This window comes from Pectobacterium sp. CHL-2024, assembly GCF_044751765.1.
Taxonomy (GTDB): domain Bacteria; phylum Pseudomonadota; class Gammaproteobacteria; order Enterobacterales; family Enterobacteriaceae; genus Pectobacterium; species Pectobacterium brasiliense.
Window position 1 is genome coordinate 985,092 of record NZ_JBIXKO010000001.1, and the last position, 20,993, is coordinate 1,006,084.

General features: G+C 54.9%; 19 protein-coding genes. 3 read left to right on the forward strand and 16 right to left on the reverse strand.

Translation table 11 applies throughout. The annotated features are described in order from the left end of the window. Positions 1-50: 50 nt before the first annotated feature. The 7 genes from ACIPUG_RS04420 to dusC all read right to left on the reverse strand — a co-directional run bounded on the left by ACIPUG_RS04420 (position 51) and on the right by dusC (position 6,051). Positions 51-560: a DUF6622 family protein gene (locus ACIPUG_RS04420; protein ID WP_400337443.1), complete on the reverse strand. Its 510-nt coding sequence runs from the start codon at positions 558-560 to the stop codon at positions 51-53. Positions 561-623: 63 nt separating this feature from the next. Next, a complete protein-coding gene (locus tag ACIPUG_RS04425) occupies positions 624-980 on the reverse strand; it encodes an FMN-binding protein (RefSeq protein ID WP_322973505.1) in 357 nt (118 codons plus the stop codon). Between the two features lie 60 nt (positions 981-1,040). Then, positions 1,041-1,583, reverse strand: a complete 543-nt coding sequence (cyaB, locus tag ACIPUG_RS04430; protein WP_039500546.1) for a class IV adenylate cyclase — start codon at positions 1,581-1,583, stop codon at positions 1,041-1,043. Positions 1,584-2,013: 430 nt separating this feature from the next. Next, the gene (locus ACIPUG_RS04435) at positions 2,014-2,562 is read right to left on the reverse strand and encodes a hypothetical protein (protein WP_180774790.1); all 549 of its coding nucleotides are present in this window, start codon (positions 2,560-2,562) and stop codon (positions 2,014-2,016) included. A gap of 16 nt (positions 2,563-2,578) precedes the next feature. Further along, entirely contained in the window at positions 2,579-3,526 is a 948-nt protein-coding gene (gene mmuM, locus ACIPUG_RS04440; protein WP_400337445.1) for a homocysteine S-methyltransferase, read from the reverse strand. Continuing rightward, positions 3,519-4,931, reverse strand: a complete 1,413-nt coding sequence (gene mmuP, locus ACIPUG_RS04445; RefSeq protein WP_039468734.1) for an S-methylmethionine permease — start codon at positions 4,929-4,931, stop codon at positions 3,519-3,521. The genes mmuM and mmuP overlap by 8 nt, the downstream gene beginning before the upstream one ends. A 187-nt stretch (positions 4,932-5,118) precedes the next feature. After that, positions 5,119-6,051 (reverse strand): tRNA dihydrouridine(16) synthase DusC, encoded by a 933-nt coding sequence (gene dusC / locus ACIPUG_RS04450; RefSeq protein WP_110162571.1) that lies wholly within the window; start codon positions 6,049-6,051, stop codon positions 5,119-5,121. A 209-nt stretch (positions 6,052-6,260) separates the two neighbouring features. On the opposite strand from dusC, the gene ACIPUG_RS04455 reads away from it, so the two are divergent. After that, positions 6,261-6,932, forward strand: a complete 672-nt coding sequence (locus tag ACIPUG_RS04455) for an epoxyqueuosine reductase QueH (RefSeq protein WP_014914935.1) — start codon at positions 6,261-6,263, stop codon at positions 6,930-6,932. A gap of 50 nt (positions 6,933-6,982) precedes the next feature. Here ACIPUG_RS04455 and ACIPUG_RS04460 read toward each other — a convergent pair whose 3' ends face one another. Continuing rightward, on the reverse strand, positions 6,983-8,578 hold the full coding sequence (locus ACIPUG_RS04460; protein WP_400337447.1) for an ABC transporter substrate-binding protein: 1,596 nt from the start codon (positions 8,576-8,578) through the stop codon (positions 6,983-6,985). A 140-nt stretch (positions 8,579-8,718) separates the two neighbouring features. On the opposite strand from ACIPUG_RS04460, the gene pepT reads away from it, so the two are divergent. After that, complete coding sequence (pepT, locus tag ACIPUG_RS04465) at positions 8,719-9,948, forward strand: peptidase T (RefSeq protein WP_205545413.1); 1,230 nt, start codon at positions 8,719-8,721, stop codon at positions 9,946-9,948. 82 nt (positions 9,949-10,030) lie between these two features. On the opposite strand, the gene ACIPUG_RS04470 is transcribed toward pepT, so the two are convergent. Continuing rightward, positions 10,031-10,903: a helix-turn-helix domain-containing protein gene (locus ACIPUG_RS04470; RefSeq protein WP_039554679.1), complete on the reverse strand. Its 873-nt coding sequence runs from the start codon at positions 10,901-10,903 to the stop codon at positions 10,031-10,033. 115 nt (positions 10,904-11,018) lie between these two features. On the opposite strand from ACIPUG_RS04470, the gene ACIPUG_RS04475 reads away from it, so the two are divergent. Beyond that, complete coding sequence (locus tag ACIPUG_RS04475; RefSeq protein ID WP_205537142.1) at positions 11,019-11,918, forward strand: DMT family transporter; 900 nt, start codon at positions 11,019-11,021, stop codon at positions 11,916-11,918. Between the two features lie 38 nt (positions 11,919-11,956). Here ACIPUG_RS04475 and rhlE read toward each other — a convergent pair whose 3' ends face one another. The 7 genes from rhlE to ACIPUG_RS04510 form a co-directional block, all read right to left on the reverse strand. Beyond that, positions 11,957-13,369: an ATP-dependent RNA helicase RhlE gene (gene rhlE / locus ACIPUG_RS04480; RefSeq protein WP_039500532.1), complete on the reverse strand. Its 1,413-nt coding sequence runs from the start codon at positions 13,367-13,369 to the stop codon at positions 11,957-11,959. A gap of 421 nt (positions 13,370-13,790) precedes the next feature. Further along, positions 13,791-14,600: an IucA/IucC family C-terminal-domain containing protein gene (locus ACIPUG_RS04485; RefSeq protein WP_400337450.1), complete on the reverse strand. Its 810-nt coding sequence runs from the start codon at positions 14,598-14,600 to the stop codon at positions 13,791-13,793. Beyond that, entirely contained in the window at positions 14,590-15,441 is an 852-nt protein-coding gene (locus tag ACIPUG_RS04490; protein ID WP_039516940.1) for an ABC transporter ATP-binding protein, read from the reverse strand. Before ACIPUG_RS04490 ends, ACIPUG_RS04485 begins: the two co-directional genes overlap by 11 nt. A gap of 12 nt (positions 15,442-15,453) precedes the next feature. After that, positions 15,454-16,485 (reverse strand): FecCD family ABC transporter permease, encoded by a 1,032-nt coding sequence (locus tag ACIPUG_RS04495; protein WP_400337453.1) that lies wholly within the window; start codon positions 16,483-16,485, stop codon positions 15,454-15,456. Beyond that, positions 16,478-17,467 (reverse strand): iron ABC transporter permease, encoded by a 990-nt coding sequence (locus ACIPUG_RS04500; RefSeq protein WP_039518996.1) that lies wholly within the window; start codon positions 17,465-17,467, stop codon positions 16,478-16,480. The genes ACIPUG_RS04495 and ACIPUG_RS04500 overlap by 8 nt, the downstream gene beginning before the upstream one ends. Next, the gene (locus ACIPUG_RS04505; protein ID WP_400337455.1) at positions 17,464-18,483 is read right to left on the reverse strand and encodes an ABC transporter substrate-binding protein; all 1,020 of its coding nucleotides are present in this window, start codon (positions 18,481-18,483) and stop codon (positions 17,464-17,466) included. Before ACIPUG_RS04505 ends, ACIPUG_RS04500 begins: the two co-directional genes overlap by 4 nt. Beyond that, positions 18,473-20,578: a TonB-dependent receptor gene (locus tag ACIPUG_RS04510; RefSeq protein ID WP_039509260.1), complete on the reverse strand. Its 2,106-nt coding sequence runs from the start codon at positions 20,576-20,578 to the stop codon at positions 18,473-18,475. The genes ACIPUG_RS04505 and ACIPUG_RS04510 overlap by 11 nt, the downstream gene beginning before the upstream one ends. Positions 20,579-20,993: the final 415 nt, after the last annotated feature.

Sequence of the window (20,993 nt, forward strand, 5' to 3'; positions counted from 1 at the left end):
TGTGACAAATGTTGACAGACGGTTTGAGCAACCTACTGTTTTTTATCGTGTTACGTCAGAGACGGTCTTATTTTGCGCATGTGGTTGAGCAAACGCAGGCTGACGCCGCTGAATATCCCCGCAGTAATCCCACTCGCCGCGCCGGACAGCAGGCAGAACGCGGGGTCATGTGCCAACGCGGGAAACAGAGCCAACTGGACGGAAAAGTAAAAGTGAGAACAAAACGTCAGCAGCATCAAGACCAGCGACCACCACGAACCGGTGCGTTGAAAACGGCGCGATTCCGGCAAGTAAATGCCTGACGTCTTCCCCCACGCCCAGCCGATGCCCAGCCCAATAATCAACGCCAGCAGAAATCCGCCCGCGGCCGCAAGCGGGAGCTGAAGCGTATGAAAAATCGCGCTGATGCCCCACACCATGAAAATCATCGGCACAACTAACATCCGTACCAGCGATTGCTGCCGTGGCTGGCTGGCTTTTACGCCGGCATAAATCAGGTAACCCAAAACGATCCATACCCAATAAGGCGTGTGACGCAGAATAATCAGCAGGTTTTCCACGGCAGTACGACTCCTTCATCACTCAGGCCGTCATCAACGGTGATAGCCAAAAAACCGGTGTGACTACGGCGTGACTTTGGCCTGTTCCAGCGCCTGTTTCACCGCGTTAATCACGCCCTGGCTCGATAACGTTGCCCCCGTTACCGCATCCACCTTGCTAATGTCCTGCTTCTCAATGAGTTCCGGCACAATCTGATCCGTCGCGCTCAGCATCATCGCTTCGGTATCGCCATGCTTCAGCACTTCAGCATTAGCAATCTTCCCGTCTTTAATGCTGACCGTGACCTCAACGTCTGCCGCCTTCCCCTGCGCTTTACCGATGTAGGCACCGTCTTTATAGTGCACCACATCACTACCATGAACGGACAGAGAGAACGCCATCACTAACGTAGCCAGCGCCGCCGAAATAGATTTTTTCATCATTTCCCCGTGTGCAAATAGAACAATAAAAACAACAATTCAATAACCAGAAAAGAACAATTAATTAAAACCTAATAATTGATAATAAGATTTCGTTTCAATATTATCCAATGGCAATTGAAGCCGTAACGCACACTCTATACACCGTTCTCTGAGTGCTTTCAACTGGGTCTCATCATCGGTCATCACTGATATTTCCACGAAATAACCCAGTGATTCAATATAATCGAGCGTAATATGGAAGGCGTTTAAAAAGTAGATGCTGCGGATTTTATGAATTTCAAAAAGAGGTCGATACCCCAACGTCCGTAACATGCTGTCAGTTTTTTCAAAGCCTTCAACGTTAACCGCTTCACAGCGATCGATGCCTGGCCCTTTCACAATCCAGAGCTTAATGCCCGATGGCTCCATGCGGCGCACCAGCATTTTGATATTTTGCTGTTGCAGGCGATTCTCTGCATCATCGTAATAAACATCATGTTCTTTATTTTCAAAGACGAAAGCCTCGGGATGAAGGCTAAAAAGCGTATTTCTGAAAACGGCTATATCGTCGATGCGAAATTTAAGTTCAACTTCATATTTCCCTGTGAAATGTTCAACCATGTTCTTTCCCCTCACTGGATTCCCTGAAATAACATTGACTCTCCGCCATATCGATCAGCGTGCTATTACGCTGCCATACGGAAATTCAAGATAATAAAGATTCGGTCATCCGCAAAATAGATCATACAGGTAACATAATATGGCCCAAGGGCCGTCCTCTCATCCTCCTTGATTAACGCCTTACGTCCTGTCACATCCTGGCACTGCAATAGCACTATCGCGATCACATTGATTGTCGCGATAGCATTAACTCGATAGTCAGGCCGCGTTATTACCTTACAACGTCAGATGTCCCGAGCGCAATTTCCTGTCAGAGAATGCCTGTCGACGAATGCCATCGGCGATTTCCCGTCAAAAAAAGGCGGTCAGCGCCCTTGCTGGACGCTGACCGCCGTTAATAGTAGCTGAGAAGAGAAAAACCGCTAGTTCTTCACGCCGCAACTGCTGGTAATAGCAAAATCAGTGCAGAATTGAAGCCGTGATGGTGCATAAACTCACGCAAAATCAGCAATCGGGCGGAGAAGGCATTCTCTAGCGGAATTCCCTCCCAGGTTGCCGGGCTCCCCAGCATGACGCGCTCCAGACGTTTAAATGTCCGCTCCATGTCATCCTGCGGCAATCGCCAACCTGCTTCCTCTTCTTCTGCTCCCGAAATCTGTGCAATAGTGACCAAGGCAGGGTCGAAAGAAAACAGAACGGAATCCGCAGGAATATCGTGGCGAATGCGCGTCACTTCATCCTCTACCGCCATGATCGCCCGCTCCATTTCGTCCGGCGTTGGGGGAAGATGCCTGAAAAACGCCGCCGCCGTTTTGTCAAAACCGATGGTCAATTGCAGGGTTGCCGACGGTTGTGATGACGTCCCACAGACAACCGTCGTCTGCTGTTCGCCAATGTACAGCACCGTTACCGGCACATCTGGCGCTACGCGTTGTCTGGCAAGCGAGTACGCCTGTTGCAGATTCACATCATTTTCCATCACGGCATCCCCTTATTTAGTGCTGCCCCTCATGCTGGCAGCAGCGTGCAATACCGGCGATATCGGCGGGCGTGGTTCGGCAACAGCCGCCAATCAGCCGTGCGCCAGCTGCCTGCCACTCGGGCAAATACGCGGTCAACGAGCAGGCATCATCGTGAGCGCTGCTCCAGGTTTTCGTTACCGCATCATACTGCTCGCCGGAATTGGGATAAACCACCAACGGCAAATCCGTCAGCGAGGACAGATGCGTCAGCGCTGGCGTCACGTTTTCCAGCGCGATGCAGTTGATACCCACAGCGACCACCTGCGAACAGGCGTTGACCCGCTCCAGCACCGTACGCAATGGCGTGCCGTCGCTGAGGTGCTCGCTGTCACGCAGCGTGAAAGAGAACCAGGCCTGCGCCTGAGGGAACTCGGCCAGTAACGCAATCAATGCCTCTATTTCAGCAAAAGACGGCAGCGTCTCGCAGGCCAACAGATCGGCACCTGCCTCATGCAGCGCCGTTATACGCGGCCGATGAAACGCCATCATCTCGACCTGCGGCAGTTGGTAATCACCGCGATACTCCGAACCATCCGCCAGATAGGCACCGTACGGCCCCACCGATCCCGCCACCAGCAGCGTTCCAGCCTGCGGATTATCGCGACGGTAATCATCCCGCGCCTGCGCCGCCAGCTGTACGCTCTTAGCAATCAGCGCCAGCGACTCCGCTTCGCTATACCCACGCGCCTTAAACCCTTGCGGCGTCGCCTGATAGCTGGCGGTAATCGCACACTGTGCCCCGGCGTTGAAATAATCGAGATGCACCTGATAAATCAGCGCCGGGTTTTCAACCAGCACTTTCGCCGACCACAGCGGATCCGTTAAATCACAACCGCGCGCTTCCAGTTCGGTCGCCAACGCGCCGTCCAGCACAATCGTTGAGGCCGTCGCCAGCATTTCGGTAACCGTATTTTTACGCAATGTCTTCCGCTCCCGTTAATTTACGTTTCTTCATTGACTGCGTGAAATAATAAGCACCATAGCACAACGCGACAAACGGAATTCCACACCACAGAGCAATCCGCTGGCTTGGGTCAAACGCCAGCCCGACGCAGGCCAGCAGGCACAATAGGAAGCCAAGAATCGGCGTGATAGGGAACCAAGGGGCGCGATATTGCAGATCGGAAAGCGGTTTTCCCGAGCGAACATGGTGACGGCGGAACATATAGTGCGAGGCGCAGATGCTCAGCCACACCGCCACTACGGCAAAGCCAGAAATCGCGGACAGCGCCACATAAACGGTATCCGGTGCGACAACGCTGGAAAACAGTGCTAGCAACCCGCCCAGCATACTGACGGAAATAGCAAAAAGCGGAATACCACGACGCGTCAGACGAGAAAAACGGCGCGGCAACGTACCTTCGTTGGACAGCGACCACAGCATACGTCCCGAGGCATACAGCCCCGAGTTAGCGGCAGACAGGATCGCCGTCAAAATCACGAAATTAAAAATGTCGGCGGCGTAAGGAATACCAATCTTTTCAAATACCAGCACAAACGGACTTTTCGCGATACCGGCCTCTTCCATCGGAATGATCGCCGCCAATACCAGCACCGTGCCCAGAAAGAAGATCACCAGTCGCGCAACGGTAGTACGAATCGCCATCGGCACTACTTTCTGCGGATTCTCGGTTTCTCCCGCTGCGATGCCGATCAGCTCCGTACCGGAGAAAGCGAAGTTTACCGCCACCATTGTCATCAGGATCGGCAGGCCGCCGTGTGGGAACCAACCCGACGCGGTAATATTCTGGAAGAACGGCGCAGGTGAACCGTCCTGCATCGGAATAAAGCCAAACATCGCACCTGCGCCGAGCACGATAAAAGCGAGAATCGTGACGACTTTAACGATTGAGAACCAGAATTCCCCTTCGGCAAAGAAGCGGGACGACACGATATTCAGCAGATAGATCAGCACACAAAACAGCAAACACCAGGTCCAGACCGGCACCTGCGGGAACCAATACTGCATGCAAAAACCGGCGGCGGTCAGGCTGGAGCCCAGCGCGACCGTCCACGTCAGCCAATACAGCCACGCCACGGTATAGCCGGTTGCCGGGCTGAGATAGCGGGACGCATACACATGAAACGCCCCGGTTTCCGGCATGGCGACGGACAGCTCACCCAGACTCAGCATCACCAGATACACCACCAGCGCGCCGATCAGATACGCCAATAGCGTCCCGGCCGCGCCCGTCGTGGAAATAATGTAGCCCGTATTAAAAAACAGACCGGTGCCGATGACGCCACCGAGCGAGAGCATCACCAAATGGCGAGCTTTCATGGTGCGTTTAAACTGCCCTTCCGTGCCTGATGCGTGTTGTTCCATGATGACCTTTCATTATAGACGTCTAAACTTCCAGATAGATGGAGTGTTATACCGCCAACCGATTCGTAAAGTAAAGTACAGGCCAGCGGGAGAGTGATGAGGTGCGTTAAATCTGAACAGCTATTGTCAGGAATAGAGAGGGGGAAAAAGAAGAGAGAGAAATAACGCGTAAGGAAGCGGTGAGCACTTATGGCTCACCAATCACGCGGGCAATATCTGTTGAAGTCTTCAACGTGCGGATCTCGCTGAATAACTCGGTGGCGTCGTCGTACTCTTTACGCAAATAGCCGAGCCACTGTTTGATGCGCGCGACGTGATACAGTCCCGTGTCGCCCTGCTTTTCCAACTGCACATATTTTTGTAGCAGCAGCATGACCTCCGGCCACGGCATACGCGGTTCGTTATACTTAATCACGCGGCTCAGGTTCGGCACATTCAGCGCGCCCCGCCCGATCATCACCGCATCGCAGCCCGTTGTCGCCATACAGTCCTGCGCGCTCTGCCAGTCCCAGATTTCGCCGTTGGCGATCACCGGAATCCGCAATCGCTGGCGGATTTCCCCGATTGCCTGCCAGTTAATGCATTCGGCCTTGTAACCGTCTTCCTTCGTGCGGCCATGCACGGCCAGTTCAGTTGCACCCGCCTGCTGCACCGCGTCGGCAATTTCAAACTGGCGAGCACCGGAATCCCAGCCCAGACGGATTTTCACCGTGACTGGCAAATGCGCAGGCACCGCCTCACGCATCGCTTTTGCGCCCCGATAAATCAGTTCGGGATCTTTCAACAGCGTCGCCCCGCCCCCGCTGCCGTTCACCAGCTTCGACGGGCAACCGCAGTTAAGATCGACACCATACGAGCCCAGCTCCACCGCCCGCGCCGCGTTTTCCGCCAGCCACTGGGGATATTGCCCCAGTAACTGTACGCGCACCAGCGTGCCTGACGGCGTACGGCTGGCATGCTGTAGTTCAGGGCAAAGGCGATAAAAGGATTTAACCGGCAGGCACTGATCCACCACGCGTAAAAACTCGGTGATGCACAGGTCATAATCATTTACTTCAGTCAGCAGTTCTCGCACTAATGAGTCGAGAACCCCTTCCATCGGGGCAAGCAGAACACGCATAACGCTACTCGGTAACCATTAGATCGTTAATCACAGCCATTCAGGCCAAAAAAAGCAGGCAATCTTAGGGGGTATTGTACGGGGAACGCAACGGGAAAGATAACGCTGGGCAGGCCATGAGGTTGCCTCTTGTGAACATATCATCAATAATTCGTGACGAATTTGTACCGACACCGTCCTTACGGACCACAACGAAGTGGCTATTTTTTATGTCGAATGTCAAAACCGCAGAATTTAAACGCCCGCAGCTTTCACTGCCCAACAGCGCAGACAAACTGCTGCTGCATTCCTGCTGTGCGCCCTGCTCTGGTGAAGTTATGGAAGCCATCACCGCTTCTGGCATCGACTACACCATTTTCTTTTATAACCCCAACATCCACCCGCAGCGTGAATACCTGATCCGCAAAGAAGAGAATATCCGTTTCGCCGAACAGCATAACGTGCCTTTCATTGATGCAGATTACGACACGGATAACTGGTTCGAGCGCGCTAAAGGTATGGAATGGGAACCGGAACGCGGCATTCGCTGCACCATGTGTTTTGATATGCGCTTCGAGCGCACAGCGCTGTACGCCGCAGAAAACGGCTTTAGCGTCATTTCCAGTTCGCTGGGGATTTCACGCTGGAAAAACATGCAGCAGATTACTGAATGCGGACAAAACGCGGCGCAGAAATATCCCGGCATCACCTATTGGGATTACAACTGGCGCAAAGGCGGCGGCTCGTCGCGCATGATCGAAATCAGCAAACGCGAACGTTTCTATCAACAGGAGTATTGCGGCTGCATTTATTCCCTGCGCGATTCCAATAAGCATCGCAAATCTCAGGGGCGCGATATTATCCGCATCGGTAAGCTGTATTACGGTGACGAAACCGAATAACGCTACGCCGAAGTCAGGCACGCCGTGCGGCGTGCCATTTTCACTGCCTCTTACTTCTTCACGTCTACCTGATAGAAAATATGCTTACCGAACGGGTCGACCTCATACCCGGTCACTTCCTTACGCACGGGTTCAAAGATGGTGGAATGCGCAATCATGACGGCCGGTGCCTGATCGTGCATCATCTGCTGCGCCTGCTTGTACAAAGCAATACGCTGTTCGTGATCCTGTGAAGCGCGCGCTTCGATAATGATTTTATCAAACGGCGCATAACACCATTTCGCCGAGTTGGATCCGCCGTTGGCGGCTGTACAGGTAAAGAGCGGTCCGAAGAAGTTATCAGGATCGCCCGTTGCCGTTGTCCAACCCATCAATGCCGCCTGATGCTCACCGCCTTTCACCCTTTTCAGGTATTCACCCCACTCGAAGGTGACAATTTTGGCCTGCACACCGACTTTCGCCCAGTCGGCCTGAATCATCTCCGACATGCGGCGAGCATTCGGATTGTACGGACGCTGTACCGGCATCGCCCACAGTTCGATAGTGGTGCCTTCCGCCAAGCCGGCTTCTTTCAGTAACGCCTTCGCCTTCTCGGGATCGTAGTCATAATCCTTCAGGTCACTGTCGGCGCTCCAGACGCCCGGCGGCAGCAGGTTTTTCGCCGCCGTTCCGGTTCCCTGGAAAACGGCTTCGATAATCGCCGGCTTATTAATCGCCATCGTTAACGCCTGCCGTACTTTCACATTGTCCGTCGGTGCCTTCTGGGTATTGAACGACAGGAAGCCGGTGTTCAATCCCGCTTTCTGCATCAGCACGATGTCCTTGTTTTCTTCCATGCGCGGCAGGTCGGCGGGATTAGGGAAAGGCATCACCTGGCACTCATTCTTCTCCAGCTTGGCGTACCGCACGGAGGCATCCGGTGTGATGGTGAAAATCAGCCGATCCAGCTTGGCCTTGCCTTCCCAATAGGCTGGAAACGCTTTAAACAAGATGCGGGAATCTTTCTGATACTGCGCTAATTCAAACGGTCCGGTGCCAATCGGCTCCATATCCACACGCTCCGGCGTCCCGGCTTTAAGCATCGCATCGGCATATTCCGCAGAGAGAATAGACGCGAAATACCAGGCTAAATCGGCCAGAAACGGGGCTTCCGCATGAGAGAGCGTAAAGCGTACCGTGTGGTCATCCACTTTCTCGATGCTCTGAATCAACGAGCCAAAGGACAAGCTTTCAAAATTGGCATAAGTTCCTTTCGAGACGCTGTGGTAAGGGTGCTGCGGATCTTTTTGCCGCATGAAGGAGAAAATAACGTCGTCGGCGGTAAAATCACGCGAAGGTTTGAAGTATTTATTGCTCTGGAATTTCACACCCTTGCGCAAATGGAAGGTATAAACACGCCCATCGGCGCTGATGTCCCAGCGCTCTGCCAGACTCGGCACCAGCTCCGTGGTGCCCACTTTGAAATCCACCAGACGGTTATAAATCGGCACGGCGCTGGCATCCACGCTGGTGCCGGAGGTGTAAAGCTGTGGGTTAAAGTTTTCCGGCGATCCTTCAGAGCAGTACACCAGCGTATTTGCCGAGGCCGCGGAGGCAACCGCCAGCGTCAACGCTGCCAGAGTCAATTTTATTCCTGCTTTTTCCATTCCAGTCCTCGCTTGTTATTTGTGTTCCACCACACCGTTATAAAAATCATGACGATAAAATGACAAATAAAACCCTCAAATGAAATAATTTCTACGTTAGGATAACAATCATAGCTATTACTGAATAAAAAGGATTCGTTATGACAGACAGTCTGGCTCACCAGCTCAGCACGCGTTTTTACCGTTACCTCGCCGTCACCAGCCAAAGCGATGCCAGTTCGACAACGCTGCCCAGCACACCGGAACAGCATGAGATGGCGCGATTGCTGGCGGATGAGCTGCGAGCGCTGGGCCTACAGGATGTGGTGATTGATGAGCACGCCACCGTGACGGCCGTAAAACCGGGTAACTGTCCGTCCGCACCGCGCATCGGTTTTATTACGCATATCGATACGGTTGACGTCGGCCTGTCGCCGCATATTCACCCGCAAACGCTGCGTTTTACCGGTGAAGATCTGTGTCTGAATGCCGAACAGAACATCTGGCTACGCACGGCGGAACACCCGGAAATTCTGCCGTATGTTGGGCAGGACATTATTTTTAGCGACGGCACCAGCGTACTCGGCGCGGACAACAAGGCCGCCGTGACCGTGGTGATGACGCTGATGGAAAATCTGACCGACGCGACGCCGCACGGCGATATCGTGGTGGCCTTCGTGCCGGACGAAGAAATTGGGCTGCGTGGGGCGAAAGCGCTCGACCTCAAACGCTTCGATGTTGATTTTGCCTACACCATCGACTGCTGCGAGCTGGGTGAAGTGGTGTATGAGAACTTCAATGCGGCTTCCGCAGAAATTCGCTTTACCGGTGTGCCCGCGCACCCGATGTCGGCGAAAGGTGTACTGGTTAACCCGTTGCTCATGGCGCATGACTTTATCAGCCAGTTCGATCGCCAGCAGACGCCGGAGCACACGGAGGGACGCGAGGGCTATGTCTGGTTTAACGACCTGACGGCGAACGCTAATGAAGCGAAGCTCAAAGCGTCTATCCGCGATTTTGATTTAGCCGCGTTTGAACAGCGGAAGCAGCAGATTGCCGCAATCGCAGAGAAGATTGCCGCGCAGTACCCGACTGGCAACGTGACCTATACCCTCACCGATATCTACAGCAATATCAGCAACGCCATCACCGACGATCGCCGCGCCATCGATCTGCTGTTTGCCGCACTGGACACGCTGGGCATTGAACCCAAAGTGACGCCAATGCGTGGCGGCACGGACGGCGCGGCGCTGTCCGCCAAAGGATTGCTCACGCCGAACTTCTTTACCGGTGCGCACAATTTCCATTCGCGCTTTGAGTTTTTACCCGTGCCGTCATTTGTGAAATCGTATGAAGTGGCGCTGAATTTATGCCTGCTGGCGGCGAAATAATCGCGTCCAGAAAAGCGTGAGGCAGACACTCGTCCGCCTCAATAACGCCTCACTGACTGTTTGCCCGTCTACGTTTTCCGCTCTACTTCTGCGCCAGCCTCAGCGCTGACGGCGTCAGACCATATTCCTTTTTGAATTGGTGGCTTAGGTGGCTGGCGGAACTGAACCCGCAGGTCAGCGCGATGTCCGTGATCGGCTGCGTACCGTGGCGCACGAGCGCTTCCGCACGGGCCAGCCGCTGTTTCAGCACATACTGATGCGGTGCCATTCCCACACTCTGGCGAAACATGCGTGCAAAGTGAAACTCGCTAAGCCCCGCTTCCGCCGCCAGCGTCTGTAGCGTCAGCGGCTGATCGAGATGTGCCTCAATTTGCATCTTGCTGCGCTGTAGTACCGAGGGTGCCAATCCGCCGCGCACCGTCGGCAGTTCCCACTGCAACTGGGTGTAGCCACGCAGCACCTGAATCATTAACAGCGTCGCGGCGCTACTCAGCACAAGCTGGTTCGCCGAATCGTCCCAGCGATTGCTGAGCAGAAATTGCCGATACAGCGAGGTAATCAACGGATCGCTACCAAATATCCGCTCTTCCGTGCAGATTGATGCCGGACTGCGATCCCAGGTTTGTTCGGCCAGTTGCCGCAGGTGCGCATCGTCAAAATACAGGTGCACAAAATCGAGGTCGCCACGAATGTCCCAGGTCGACGAGCTCTGTTTCGGCATCAGGCAGAAACGATCCGGCCCGCCGCCGTTATGCCAGCCGTCCGCCGTTTTATGATAGCTCTCATAGCCACCGGCGGTATAAAGGCTGAGCGTATGGTGTTCAGTGTTTTCCATCGTGACGCGATCGTGGCGGTTAAACCATGCAGCCAGCCGCACGCCGGAGGTCAGCTCGACGGTGTCGCGCAGTTCGGTTTTATGATGCAGCATGGTATCGAACGCTTTATAACGATGCATTACTGCCTCCGTTTTTCACTTAACCGCAAGATTCTGTTATTCACCGCAAGGTGCTGAAAGCCCGCGACAAACGCACGCGCCATACTGCCGCTATGCACTCATGCGGAATCACTCAATGAATACCTTGCTCTATTTTTCTGTCGTCCTGATTTGGGGCACAACCTGGATCGCGATTAGCCTGCAACACGGCGAGGTCGCTGCCGAAATCTCCGTTTTCTGGCGCTTTGCGCTGGCATCGGCCATCTTGCTGACGTTTCTGGCCCTGACGCGCCGTCTGCGCCCGCTTTCGTCACGCGCTCACCTGTTGTGTATGGTACAAGGGCTATGCGTATTCGGCGTCAACTTTCTCTGTTTTTACCACGCCATCGCCTGGATTTCGAGCGGATTGGAATCCATCATTTTTTCGATGGCGGTACTGTTTAACGCCTTTAATAGTCGTATTTTCTTCGGCCAGCCGTTAACACGCAACGTGGCGATCGCCACACCGCTCGGGCTGATCGGCATCGTCGCGCTGTTCTGGCATGACCTGATGCAAATCGACGCGCAGCCCTATCTGCTGTGGGGCGTGGGATTGAGCATTCTGGGCACCTACTGCTTCTCACTCGGCAATATGATTAGCGCCCAGCACCAGCGACAGGGCCGCGATATACTGACGACCAACGGCTGGGGAATGGGATATGGTGCGCTATGGATGGGGTTGTTCAGCCTGATTCAGGGGTATAGCTTCGCACCGGAGTACAGCGCCAGCTATCTGGGTTCCCTGTTCTATCTGGCTATCTTTGGTTCGGTCATCGGCTTCGGTGCCTACTTCAGCCTGATCGGTCGCATCGGTGCCAGTCAGGCTGCGTATACCACGCTACTCTTTCCGCTGGTGGCGCTGTCGATTTCGACACTATTTGAAGACTACCAGTGGCGGCCCAACGCGCTTATCGGCCTGCTGCTGATTCTGGCGGGCAACGCGGTGATGTTCTACCGTCCACGCCCTCCGACCGCGCAGCCTGCCACGGCGAAATAGCGCGATAAAAAAAGGGAGCCAATGGCTCCCTATCGATTTTACTTGTCCGCTGGCTTACTGCGGTTTTGCGGACGCGGCGCGCGGCGTTGGCCTTCGCCACTGCCCTTACCGCTATTGCCTTTATTCCCACCCCACGGGCTATCGCTATTACCGCCAGCTTTACGCGGCTGGCGATTGCCGTCGGCCGGACGGCGTTCGCCCTGACCGCGTGGCGCGCCAGACTGCGCACGAGGAGAGGCGTTACGCGCACCACCGCCGCCACGGTTGCCCTGACGACCATTCACAATCGGTTCGGCCTTGATGGACGGATCCGGCTCGTAGCCTTCGATAGCGATACGTGGAATCTCACGCTTCAACAGACGCTCGATGTCACGCAGCAGTTTGTGCTCATCCACACAGACCAGCGACAGCGCTTCACCCGTTGCTTCCGCACGACCAGTACGACCGATACGGTGAACGTAATCTTCCGGCACGTTTGGAAGCTCATAGTTCACCACGTGCGGCAGTTGGTCGATATCCAAACCACGCGCAGCGATATCCGTCGCCACCAGCACGCGAATGCTGCCGTCTTTAAAGTTTGCCAGTGCACGCGTACGCGCGCCCTGACTTTTATTGCCGTGGATAGCGGCAGCAGTAATGCCGTCTTTTTCCAGCAGTTCAGCCAGATGGTTAGCGCCGTGCTTGGTACGTGTAAACACCAGCACCTGCTGCCAGTTATTTTCACCAATCAGCTGCGACAACAGTTCACGCTTGCGGCGCTTATCAACAAAATGCACGTGCTGCGTAACCAGTTCAGACGGCGTATTACGACGCACGACTTCAACCGAGGCGGGATTAGTCAGCAGCTTGTTCGCCAGCGCTTTGATCTCATCAGAGAAAGTCGCGGAGAACAGCAGGTTTTGACGTTTAGCAGGCAGCTTCGCCAGCACTCGGCGAATATCGTGAATGAAGCCCATGTCCAGCATACGGTCCGCTTCATCCAGCACCAGAATTTCAACCTGTGACAGGTCAACGGCGCGCTGATGCTCCAGATCGAGCAGACGCCCCGGCGTTGCCACCAGAATATCTACGCCACCGCGCAGTTTCATCATCTGTGGGTTAATGCTCACCCCACCAAATACGACCAGTGAACGCAGACTCAGATACTTGCTATACGCCTTCACATTTTCATCAATCTGCGCAGCCAACTCACGGGTTGGCGTCAGGATCAGCGCGCGTACCGGACGGCGGCCTTTCCCTTTGTGCTGCGCTTCACGGCTGGTCAGCAATTGTAATAACGGCAGCGTAAAGCCCGCTGTTTTGCCCGTACCGGTTTGTGCGCTGGCCATTAAATCGCGCCCTTCCAGCACGACAGGAATCGCCTGACGCTGAACAGGAGTAGGATCGCGATAACCCTGCTCGTCAATCGCGCGCAGAATATCGGCACTCAGGCCGAGAGAATCAAATGACATAAAAAGAACAACTCCAGATCCGCTCTGACCGGACAGCAGCCGGTGTAGTTTTCAGAGGGTCAGTAAGACGGGTTTGCTGGGCCACTATTTACGTAACAACTCACGTAACACTTCACGTAACAACGACATACGCAACAACCACGGTGAACGAGCACAACTACGGTGCATGACTGCCGACGATTGTAGCAGAGATTCTATCCCCGTCATACTTCAAGCTGCATGTGCGTTGGCTGCCCTTACTCACCCCAGTCACTTACTGGTGTAAGCTCCTGGGGATTCGCGCGGTTGCCGCCTTCATGCAACTCGAATTATTTAGGGCATAACTACGAGAGGATTTTTATCTGTGTCAGCCCGTTTTTGTATGACGAGCTTCCTGCCCGCCCCCCTACGGGCCGTCGCAAGCGACGTTGAAAAACGTTCCCTACGTTTTTTTAGCGGGGCGCAGTAATGGGCAATTTTGACAGTATTCCTGCGGCTGCGATGCCTTGTAATAAAAACAGCAGGTGCGGCGAAAACGCACGTCACGAAAGCTCACCGAACGCCCCGCGACGGGAACCCGCGTTTTCGCACGAAAGAACGGTTTCAGCGGATTATCATCACAGCCAAAACGTTCGCCGGGCGCAGCCAGCAAAGCGTCAAAGTCCTGCTGCACCTGCTGTGCCAGCGTCATTCCCGGCGAGCACACCGCCGCCGGATCGTCCCACTCAATGCGCTGTTCGTATAATGAAAATACCCGCACCGCGACGTTTTCCCACAGAATGCGCAGTGGCGCGCCCGACACCGTCGACAGCGTATGCAGGATCGGTGACAGGTGTTGAGCAAACAGCATGTCGAACAGGCTATCGCGCCATGCGTCTCGTAGCCCCAATTCCGGCTGGGAGACGGTGAGATCGTAAAGCGGCATGGTCGATGTCCACAGGCGAGCGTGTCCGAATTCCAGCACGCTGTTATCCAGCGTCATGTTCAGCCCTTTGTTATACACCGACATGGCGTACAGGCTGGCGGCCGTGGTTAAGAAGCCAATCCGCTTCGCCAGCAGCGAGGCGGTAATCTTGATTGATGGCGACAGCAGCGGCGGCGTCAGCGTTTCCAGCAGCCAGCGGCAATACTCAGGATCCAACACCCTACGACTCGGGCAACTCTCCTGCCCTGTCCGCTGTGCCGCATCCGTTAATTGCAGCGTGCCGGAGAGCATCGCCCACTGCGGTTCCGTCAGGCGGTTAGCTGGCATCGGTCGCGGTCTCCGCCGCTTCACGCCCAAACGGAATACACAGCGGCGTGCCGAAGAACGGATCGTCAATGATGCGACAGTTCAGGTTAAACACCGTCTTTACCGTGGCTTCCGTGAGAATGTCGCGCGGGTTACCCTGCGCAAATACCGTCCGATTATGTACGGCCACCATGTGATGCGCGTAGCGGCACGCCAGATTCAGATCATGCAGCACCATCACGATGGTTTTGTGCTGCTGCGCGTTCAACTCCCGTAGCAAATCCAGCACCTCCATCTGATGCGCCAGATCGAGATAGGTCGTCGGTTCATCCAGCAGGACGATGTCGGTATCCTGCGCCAGCGTCATCGCGATCCAGACGCGCTGGCGCTGCCCGCCGGACAGCGAATCCACCGCGCGATCCTTTAACGCCAGCACACCGGTGCTGCGCAACGCCTGAAGCACTTTTTCTTCATCCGTGGCCGACCACTGTTTCAACCATGACTGATGCGGGTAGCGCCCCATCTTCACCAGTTGATAGACCGTGAGGCCTTCCGGCGCGGTCGGCGTTTGCGGAAGAATCGCCAGTGACTTCGCCACCTCAACGGTGGATTGCCGATGAATATCCGCCCCGTTGACAATAATCGTCCCGCTCGTGGGTTTCAGCAAACGGGCAAACGACTTCAGTAACGTGCTCTTGCCGCAGCCGTTACTGCCCACCAGCACCGAGATTTTCCCGGCTGGCAGCGTGATATCCAGCGCATCAATCACGACCTGTTTTTCGTAACTCAGCGTCAGCGACTGGCTGGCAATCGCCTCGCGGTCAGTTGGGGGGATGCGTGTTGGCTGCACATTCTCTGGCATAATCTTGCAATCTCAATAACGTTGCCGAAGCAATAAATAGATAAAGAAAGGCGTCCCGAGCACGGAGATAAAAATACCGGCAGGCAGATCCAACGGTAAGAACGCCGTGCGGCCAATCAAATCGGCCACCATCACCAATAAGCCGCCCATCAGCGCCGACACCAGCGCCAATCCCGGGAATGACCGGCTCGCCAGCTTTTTCGCAATATGCGGCGCCAGCAGGCCGACAAAGGCCATCGCGCCTGCATAGGCAATGGCCGCCCCAGCCAGCGCGACGCTCAGCGTCAGCAGTGCAAGCCGGATGCGTCCAACAGATTGCCCAACGCCGCAAGCCAGCGCGTCATCCAGCTCATGCACGTTAACGTGCCGCGCCAGCCCCACCAAAAACGGTGCACCGAGCAGCAACCAACCCGCCAGCTCAGACACATGCTGCCACTGCGCGCCATAAATACTGCCCGTCAGCCACACATAGGCCGTCAGCGTGGTGCCTATCGGACTAAACACCAGCATCATCGTGACCGCCGCGCCCATAATGGCGGACAGCCCAACGCCAACCAGCACCAGACGCAGCGGCGATGCGCCCTGCTTCCAGGCCAGCAGATAAATGGCGACCGCCGTCACCCACGCCCCGCCCATTGCCGCCAGCGGCAACCAACGCTGGCTTATCGCCGTCGCCAGGAACGAGAGGAAGAATACCGCCGCCGCCGATGCGCCACTGGTAATCCCCAGAATATCCGGTGAGGCCAACGGATTGCGCACAATGCTTTGCAGAATCAAGCCGGATATCGCCAGCGCGCCGCCCACCAACAGCGCCAGCAGCGCGCGCGGTAAGCGCAGGTCGTTGACGATAAAATGCACACCGCTGTCTGCCTTTCCCAGCAGCGCCGACATCACCTGCGCGGGAGACAGCACCACCTGCCCTAATGACAGCGAGAGAAACACGACGGCTAGCAACACCAGCAGGAGCGACAGCGCCACCGCAGACGTGCGGCGATCAATCTGGCGCGAGACCATTCCCACGCGCACGGTATACACCTTACCCATGCCGCATCCCCCTTCTCGCCAGATAAATGAAGAAAGGCGCGCCCAGCAGCGCGGTCATTGCCCCGACGGGAACTTCCTGCGGCACGATCAGCAGACGCGAGGCGACATCAGCCAGCAGCAGCAGCGTGGCACCGAAAATCGCACAGCCGGGCAACAGCCAGCGGTGATCGGCAGACAGCACGCGACGCACAATATGCGGTACGATCAGCCCGACAAAACCGATATTTCCGGCTATCGCCACCGCACCGCCCGCCAGCCCGATCACGCACAGCCCGGATAGCGCACGCACCAACGCGGTTCGCTGCCCCAGCCCTTTGGCGATCTCGTCGCCCGCCACCAGAATATTCAGGTGACGTGCCAGCAGCAGCGCAAGGAATAGTGCGATAGCAAAGTACGGCAAGAGCGGTAACAGCATCGACAGGCTGCGGCCAGACACCGAACCGGCCAGCCAGAACAGCATGCTATCCAGCCCATCTTGATTGATTACTAGCAGCGCCTGCGTAAACGAAATAAACAGCGCGCTAATGGCGGCACCGGCCAGCACAATGCGTAAGTGGCTGGAACGGGCATTACCCAACGTTCCCAGCACATACACCATGACGCCAGCCACAGCCGCACCCAGATAGGCCGTCCACGCCAGCGCGATCTGCGAGGAAAAGGTAAACACCGAAGACAGCAGCACGATGGCAAACATGGCACCGGCGTTAATACCGAATATCCCCGGTGAGGCCAGCGGGTTACGCGTGAGCGCCTGCATTAAGGCCCCGGCAACCGCAAGGCTGGCACCGACGACGATAGCAATCACCGTCCGCGACAGGCGTGTCGTTAGCACCAGTATGTGATCGATCTGCTGCGGATCGTAATGGAACAGTGAATTGAACACGGCCCCCAACGAAATGGTGGTTTGCCCCAGCATCAGGCTGGCGACGATACTCAGCAGCAGCAATACGACACCCGCTGCCGTCACGATGCACTGTCTCATCGTGTAGAAATCTCCTCTGCGATATCGCGCTTTTTACCAGCAGATTCGGACTTGCCAGCAAACTGCCTTTCGATATCGTCCAACATCTGATTCGCACCCAAAATACCGCCAGACAGGCTCCAGGCCACGTTATCCACCGGATAAACCTGTTGCTGCTGAGGCGCATGCAGCCGCTGCCAGAGCGGGTGAGCCTGCCAGTCGCGATAGTTCTGCGCCACCGCGGGCTTGTCCGAACGCAGCAAAACAAAGAACAGATCGGCATCCACCACCGGAATACTCTCTTTGCTGGTGAGCTTTTGCATCACGCCTGACGTATAGCTTTCCGGCCGCGACCAGACAAAGCCGATTTCCGACAGTACCGATCCGGCAAAGCTGGCAGGCAGATAGGTACGCATATGATCTTCACGGAATTCGAGAATAGAGACGCTGAGCGGCCAGCGCTCGCCGAACCGGGCTTTCAGGCGGTCACGCAGCGCATCCACGCGCTGGTTCCAGTGGGATAAAATCTCGTTCGCTTTTTCTTCCCTGTTCAGCGCCACGCCCATCATCTGGAGCGTGTCCTTAAATTCAGACACCCTGTCTAGCGCAATCGTCGGTGCAATCTGCGACAGCAGACCGTAGATTTTCTCATGCCGAAACGTAGACGCCACGATGAGATCGGGCTTGAGTAGCGCGATGGTTTCCAGGCTCGGTTGCGTTTCCAGCCCGACCAGCGTCACGCCCTGCAAGGCGGGGCGAAGGTAGCGATAAATCGGCTTCTCCGTCCACGATTCCACCACGCCAACCGGCTTGATTCCCAGCGCCACGGCGGAATCCGTCGCGCCCTGAAACAGCGTCACGATACGCAGCGGTGTCCCGTCCACGGTCGTCACGTCCAGCGCATGATGAATCTGACGCGGAGCTTCCGACGCCTGCACTAACGTCACCAGCAGAAAAGACAACAACACGGCCAGCGTAAAACGCTGCCGTGTTGCTGAATTGAGGACGGAATTAAATCGGTTAAGCTTAGAAATCAATCGAATAACCCAGCGTTACCGTGCGGCCGCGCCCGGAGAAATAGCGCGTATCGTTAACAAGCCCCGCCTGCGAATAGTAGGTGATGTACTGTTTATCCAGCAGGTTCGCTACCGCAACGTTGAGGCGACCATATGGCAGCTTGTACCCCACGGCAGCATCCATCAACAGATAGCCATCGAATGCTAATCCTGCCTCGTCAAAGCTGCGACTGAAGGCATAATTCGCTTGCACGAACGAGCTCCATTGGTCATTCCAGTTCGCCGACCAACTGGTGATCAGGCGATCCGGCGCGATATTCAGGCCGTTGAGCTTCTTATCCACTTTGCCATCTTTATTGCTGTCATACTTCCCTTCACTGTGTGCATAGGAAGCATTCACTTTGTGCCGTTCGTTGATCTGATAACCTGCTTTGACTTCGAAGCCTTGAATACGCGTTTTTTCACGCACGGAGACAAAGTTATCGCCTCGCGCCTCTACACGGTCGCCCATTTTAGTGTTGGACTGGAAATAGTTTGCCTCAAAATCAAAGCGATCTTTTTTAACCCGGAATCCCGTTTCCACGTTATTGGTGACAATCGGTTGCAGGTCAGTAAAGTCGCTCAGGCTAACACCTGGATTGTCTATAGCACGCAGCACACGTCCGACTTCCGGCATCCCGAAACCTTGGGAATAACTGGCAAACAAATCGACTGAGTCTGTAATGGAATACACCGCACCAGCGTTATAAAGCGTTTCGTTAAACTTCAACGATCCGCCCTCAACAGTGACGCCCTTATTCGCTGCCACAGCCTGAAAACTGTCTACTTTTAGCTTCGCGGCTTCGTGGCGTACGCCACCATGCAGCACCAGATTATCCAATAATTGATATTCACCCTGAATAAACGGTGAATAGTTGATGTACTCCATCTCCGGCACATAGGTACGCTTGGTCAGATAGAGATCCTGTTTCCCCTTATCGTACAGGGTATCGAAACCGACCGTGACTTTCAGCGTGTCGTCCAGTAAATCGTCCTTGGTCAGCGCCAGCTTAGTACCATACTTATTGGCTACTGAGCGAGATTGATCGTAAAGCGTTTTGTCTGGAGCAATCGCCGGATCCTGGAAAGAGGATGAATTCGTCGCACCAAATAATGCCTCATAACGCTGGTTAAAAAGCAGTGCGGACAGTTTCATTCCTGCCAGATCGTGATGTTCGTAGGTTAACCCGGAGGTCCAAATACTGTTATTCGGAGCCTCACCCGGCGGCGTGCCACGTACCGACGTTGTCGGAATGCCGAGTCTGCGCACGCCATCCACACTGAGGTAGTTATTTTCACCTTTGATATGGTAGCGGTTTACGCTCAGTTGAATGCGCTGATAGTCATCCAGCCAGTACCCGACTTTCGCTAACAGGTCGTAAGAACGGGAGTCCATGGTATCGCCCTGCGTGTTATCCACGCCAACAGGACGATTGTTGCCGTCCAGATACAGCCCCTGATTCTCATAGCCAATTGAGAACAGGTAATCGAGGTAATCCTCGCGCCCGTCGACCCGATAGGTGGTTTTATAGCTGGCGGTTTCCCCGCGAATTTTCTCCGTCGGGAGCGTGGTTTGTACGTTGACGTGCTGATTAAAGGAGCCGTTTTCCGGGCGGCGAGTAATGATATTAATCACCCCACCCAACGCGCCCAGTCCGTTAGTGGCACTGGCACCGTGAATCACTTCTACGCGTTCAACCATCGAAAAATCGATAGTGTGCATCTCACGCCCGGTCGGACGCAGCGGGTTAGATTGTGGGATACCGTCGATCATCACTAACGGCGCACGACCGCGGAAGGTTTCACCACTGCCGGTCATTTTTTGACGGCTAGGGGAGAACGAAGGCAGCAGATTGCTTAGAATTTGCGACGAGTCAGAGGTGACCTGCATCTGCTGCTCGATTTGCTCTTTGGTAATCACCGTGACCACCTGCGGCGCTTTCTGCTGCTGGATATTCGAGCGTGAGGCGGTAATCACCATCTCATCACCGCTCGTCTCATCCTTTTTGGTCGTGTCATCCTGTGCATACGCCGGAGCAATCAGCACGCATGGCATCAATGCGAGTAAAGTGCGCATCTGGTTCACTGTCCTTCCCCTTTGGTTATGTATCCAACCGTCAATAAAAGTCACCGCCTGTGACGAGGTGCTTATCTGGAAACCACCACCTCGGCACAGACAAAAAAATGCCAAAATGCTTCGTCTCACGCGAAACATCTTGGCGGGTATGATCGGTTCAGGCATAGAACGCAGAGTATTTCATTCTGTACGCCGCGATCGTTGCTGTCAGATCACTATGTCAGTACCAATACATATGTAATTGCTAATAACAATTATTATCATTCAATGAAATAAATTACAATTCTTTCGAATTCTTTCTATTTTTTTAACAAAATAAAGGTGTTACGCCAGATACGGGCAGTAATAGGTGAAAAAACCGACCGAATGCAATGTATTTTTGTGAACTCGATCACTCTATATCGCCATAAACCCC

Excerpts from the sequence above, each read along its gene's own strand:
- ACIPUG_RS04425 (WP_322973505.1), bottom strand. The coding sequence starts at position 980 with ATGAAAAAATCTATTTCGGCGGCGCTGGCTACGTTAGTGATGGCGTTC.
- cyaB (WP_039500546.1), bottom strand. The coding sequence starts at position 1,583 with ATGGTTGAACATTTCACAGGGAAATATGAAGTTGAACTTAAATTTCGC.
- ACIPUG_RS04435 (WP_180774790.1), bottom strand. The coding sequence starts at position 2,562 with ATGGAAAATGATGTGAATCTGCAACAGGCGTACTCGCTTGCCAGACAA.
- mmuP (WP_039468734.1), bottom strand. The coding sequence starts at position 4,931 with ATGGAACAACACGCATCAGGCACGGAAGGGCAGTTTAAACGCACCATG.
- dusC (WP_110162571.1), bottom strand. The coding sequence starts at position 6,051 with ATGCGTGTTCTGCTTGCCCCGATGGAAGGGGTTCTCGACTCATTAGTG.
- ACIPUG_RS04455 (WP_014914935.1), top strand. The coding sequence starts at position 6,261 with ATGTCGAATGTCAAAACCGCAGAATTTAAACGCCCGCAGCTTTCACTG.
- ACIPUG_RS04460 (WP_400337447.1), bottom strand. The coding sequence starts at position 8,578 with ATGGAAAAAGCAGGAATAAAATTGACTCTGGCAGCGTTGACGCTGGCG.
- pepT (WP_205545413.1), top strand. The coding sequence starts at position 8,719 with ATGACAGACAGTCTGGCTCACCAGCTCAGCACGCGTTTTTACCGTTAC.
- ACIPUG_RS04470 (WP_039554679.1), bottom strand. The coding sequence starts at position 10,903 with ATGCATCGTTATAAAGCGTTCGATACCATGCTGCATCATAAAACCGAA.
- ACIPUG_RS04475 (WP_205537142.1), top strand. The coding sequence starts at position 11,019 with ATGAATACCTTGCTCTATTTTTCTGTCGTCCTGATTTGGGGCACAACC.
- rhlE (WP_039500532.1), bottom strand. The coding sequence starts at position 13,369 with ATGTCATTTGATTCTCTCGGCCTGAGTGCCGATATTCTGCGCGCGATT.
- ACIPUG_RS04485 (WP_400337450.1), bottom strand. The coding sequence starts at position 14,600 with ATGCCAGCTAACCGCCTGACGGAACCGCAGTGGGCGATGCTCTCCGGC.
- ACIPUG_RS04490 (WP_039516940.1), bottom strand. The coding sequence starts at position 15,441 with ATGCCAGAGAATGTGCAGCCAACACGCATCCCCCCAACTGACCGCGAG.
- ACIPUG_RS04495 (WP_400337453.1), bottom strand. The coding sequence starts at position 16,485 with ATGGGTAAGGTGTATACCGTGCGCGTGGGAATGGTCTCGCGCCAGATT.
- ACIPUG_RS04500 (WP_039518996.1), bottom strand. The coding sequence starts at position 17,467 with ATGAGACAGTGCATCGTGACGGCAGCGGGTGTCGTATTGCTGCTGCTG.
- ACIPUG_RS04510 (WP_039509260.1), bottom strand. The coding sequence starts at position 20,578 with ATGCGCACTTTACTCGCATTGATGCCATGCGTGCTGATTGCTCCGGCG.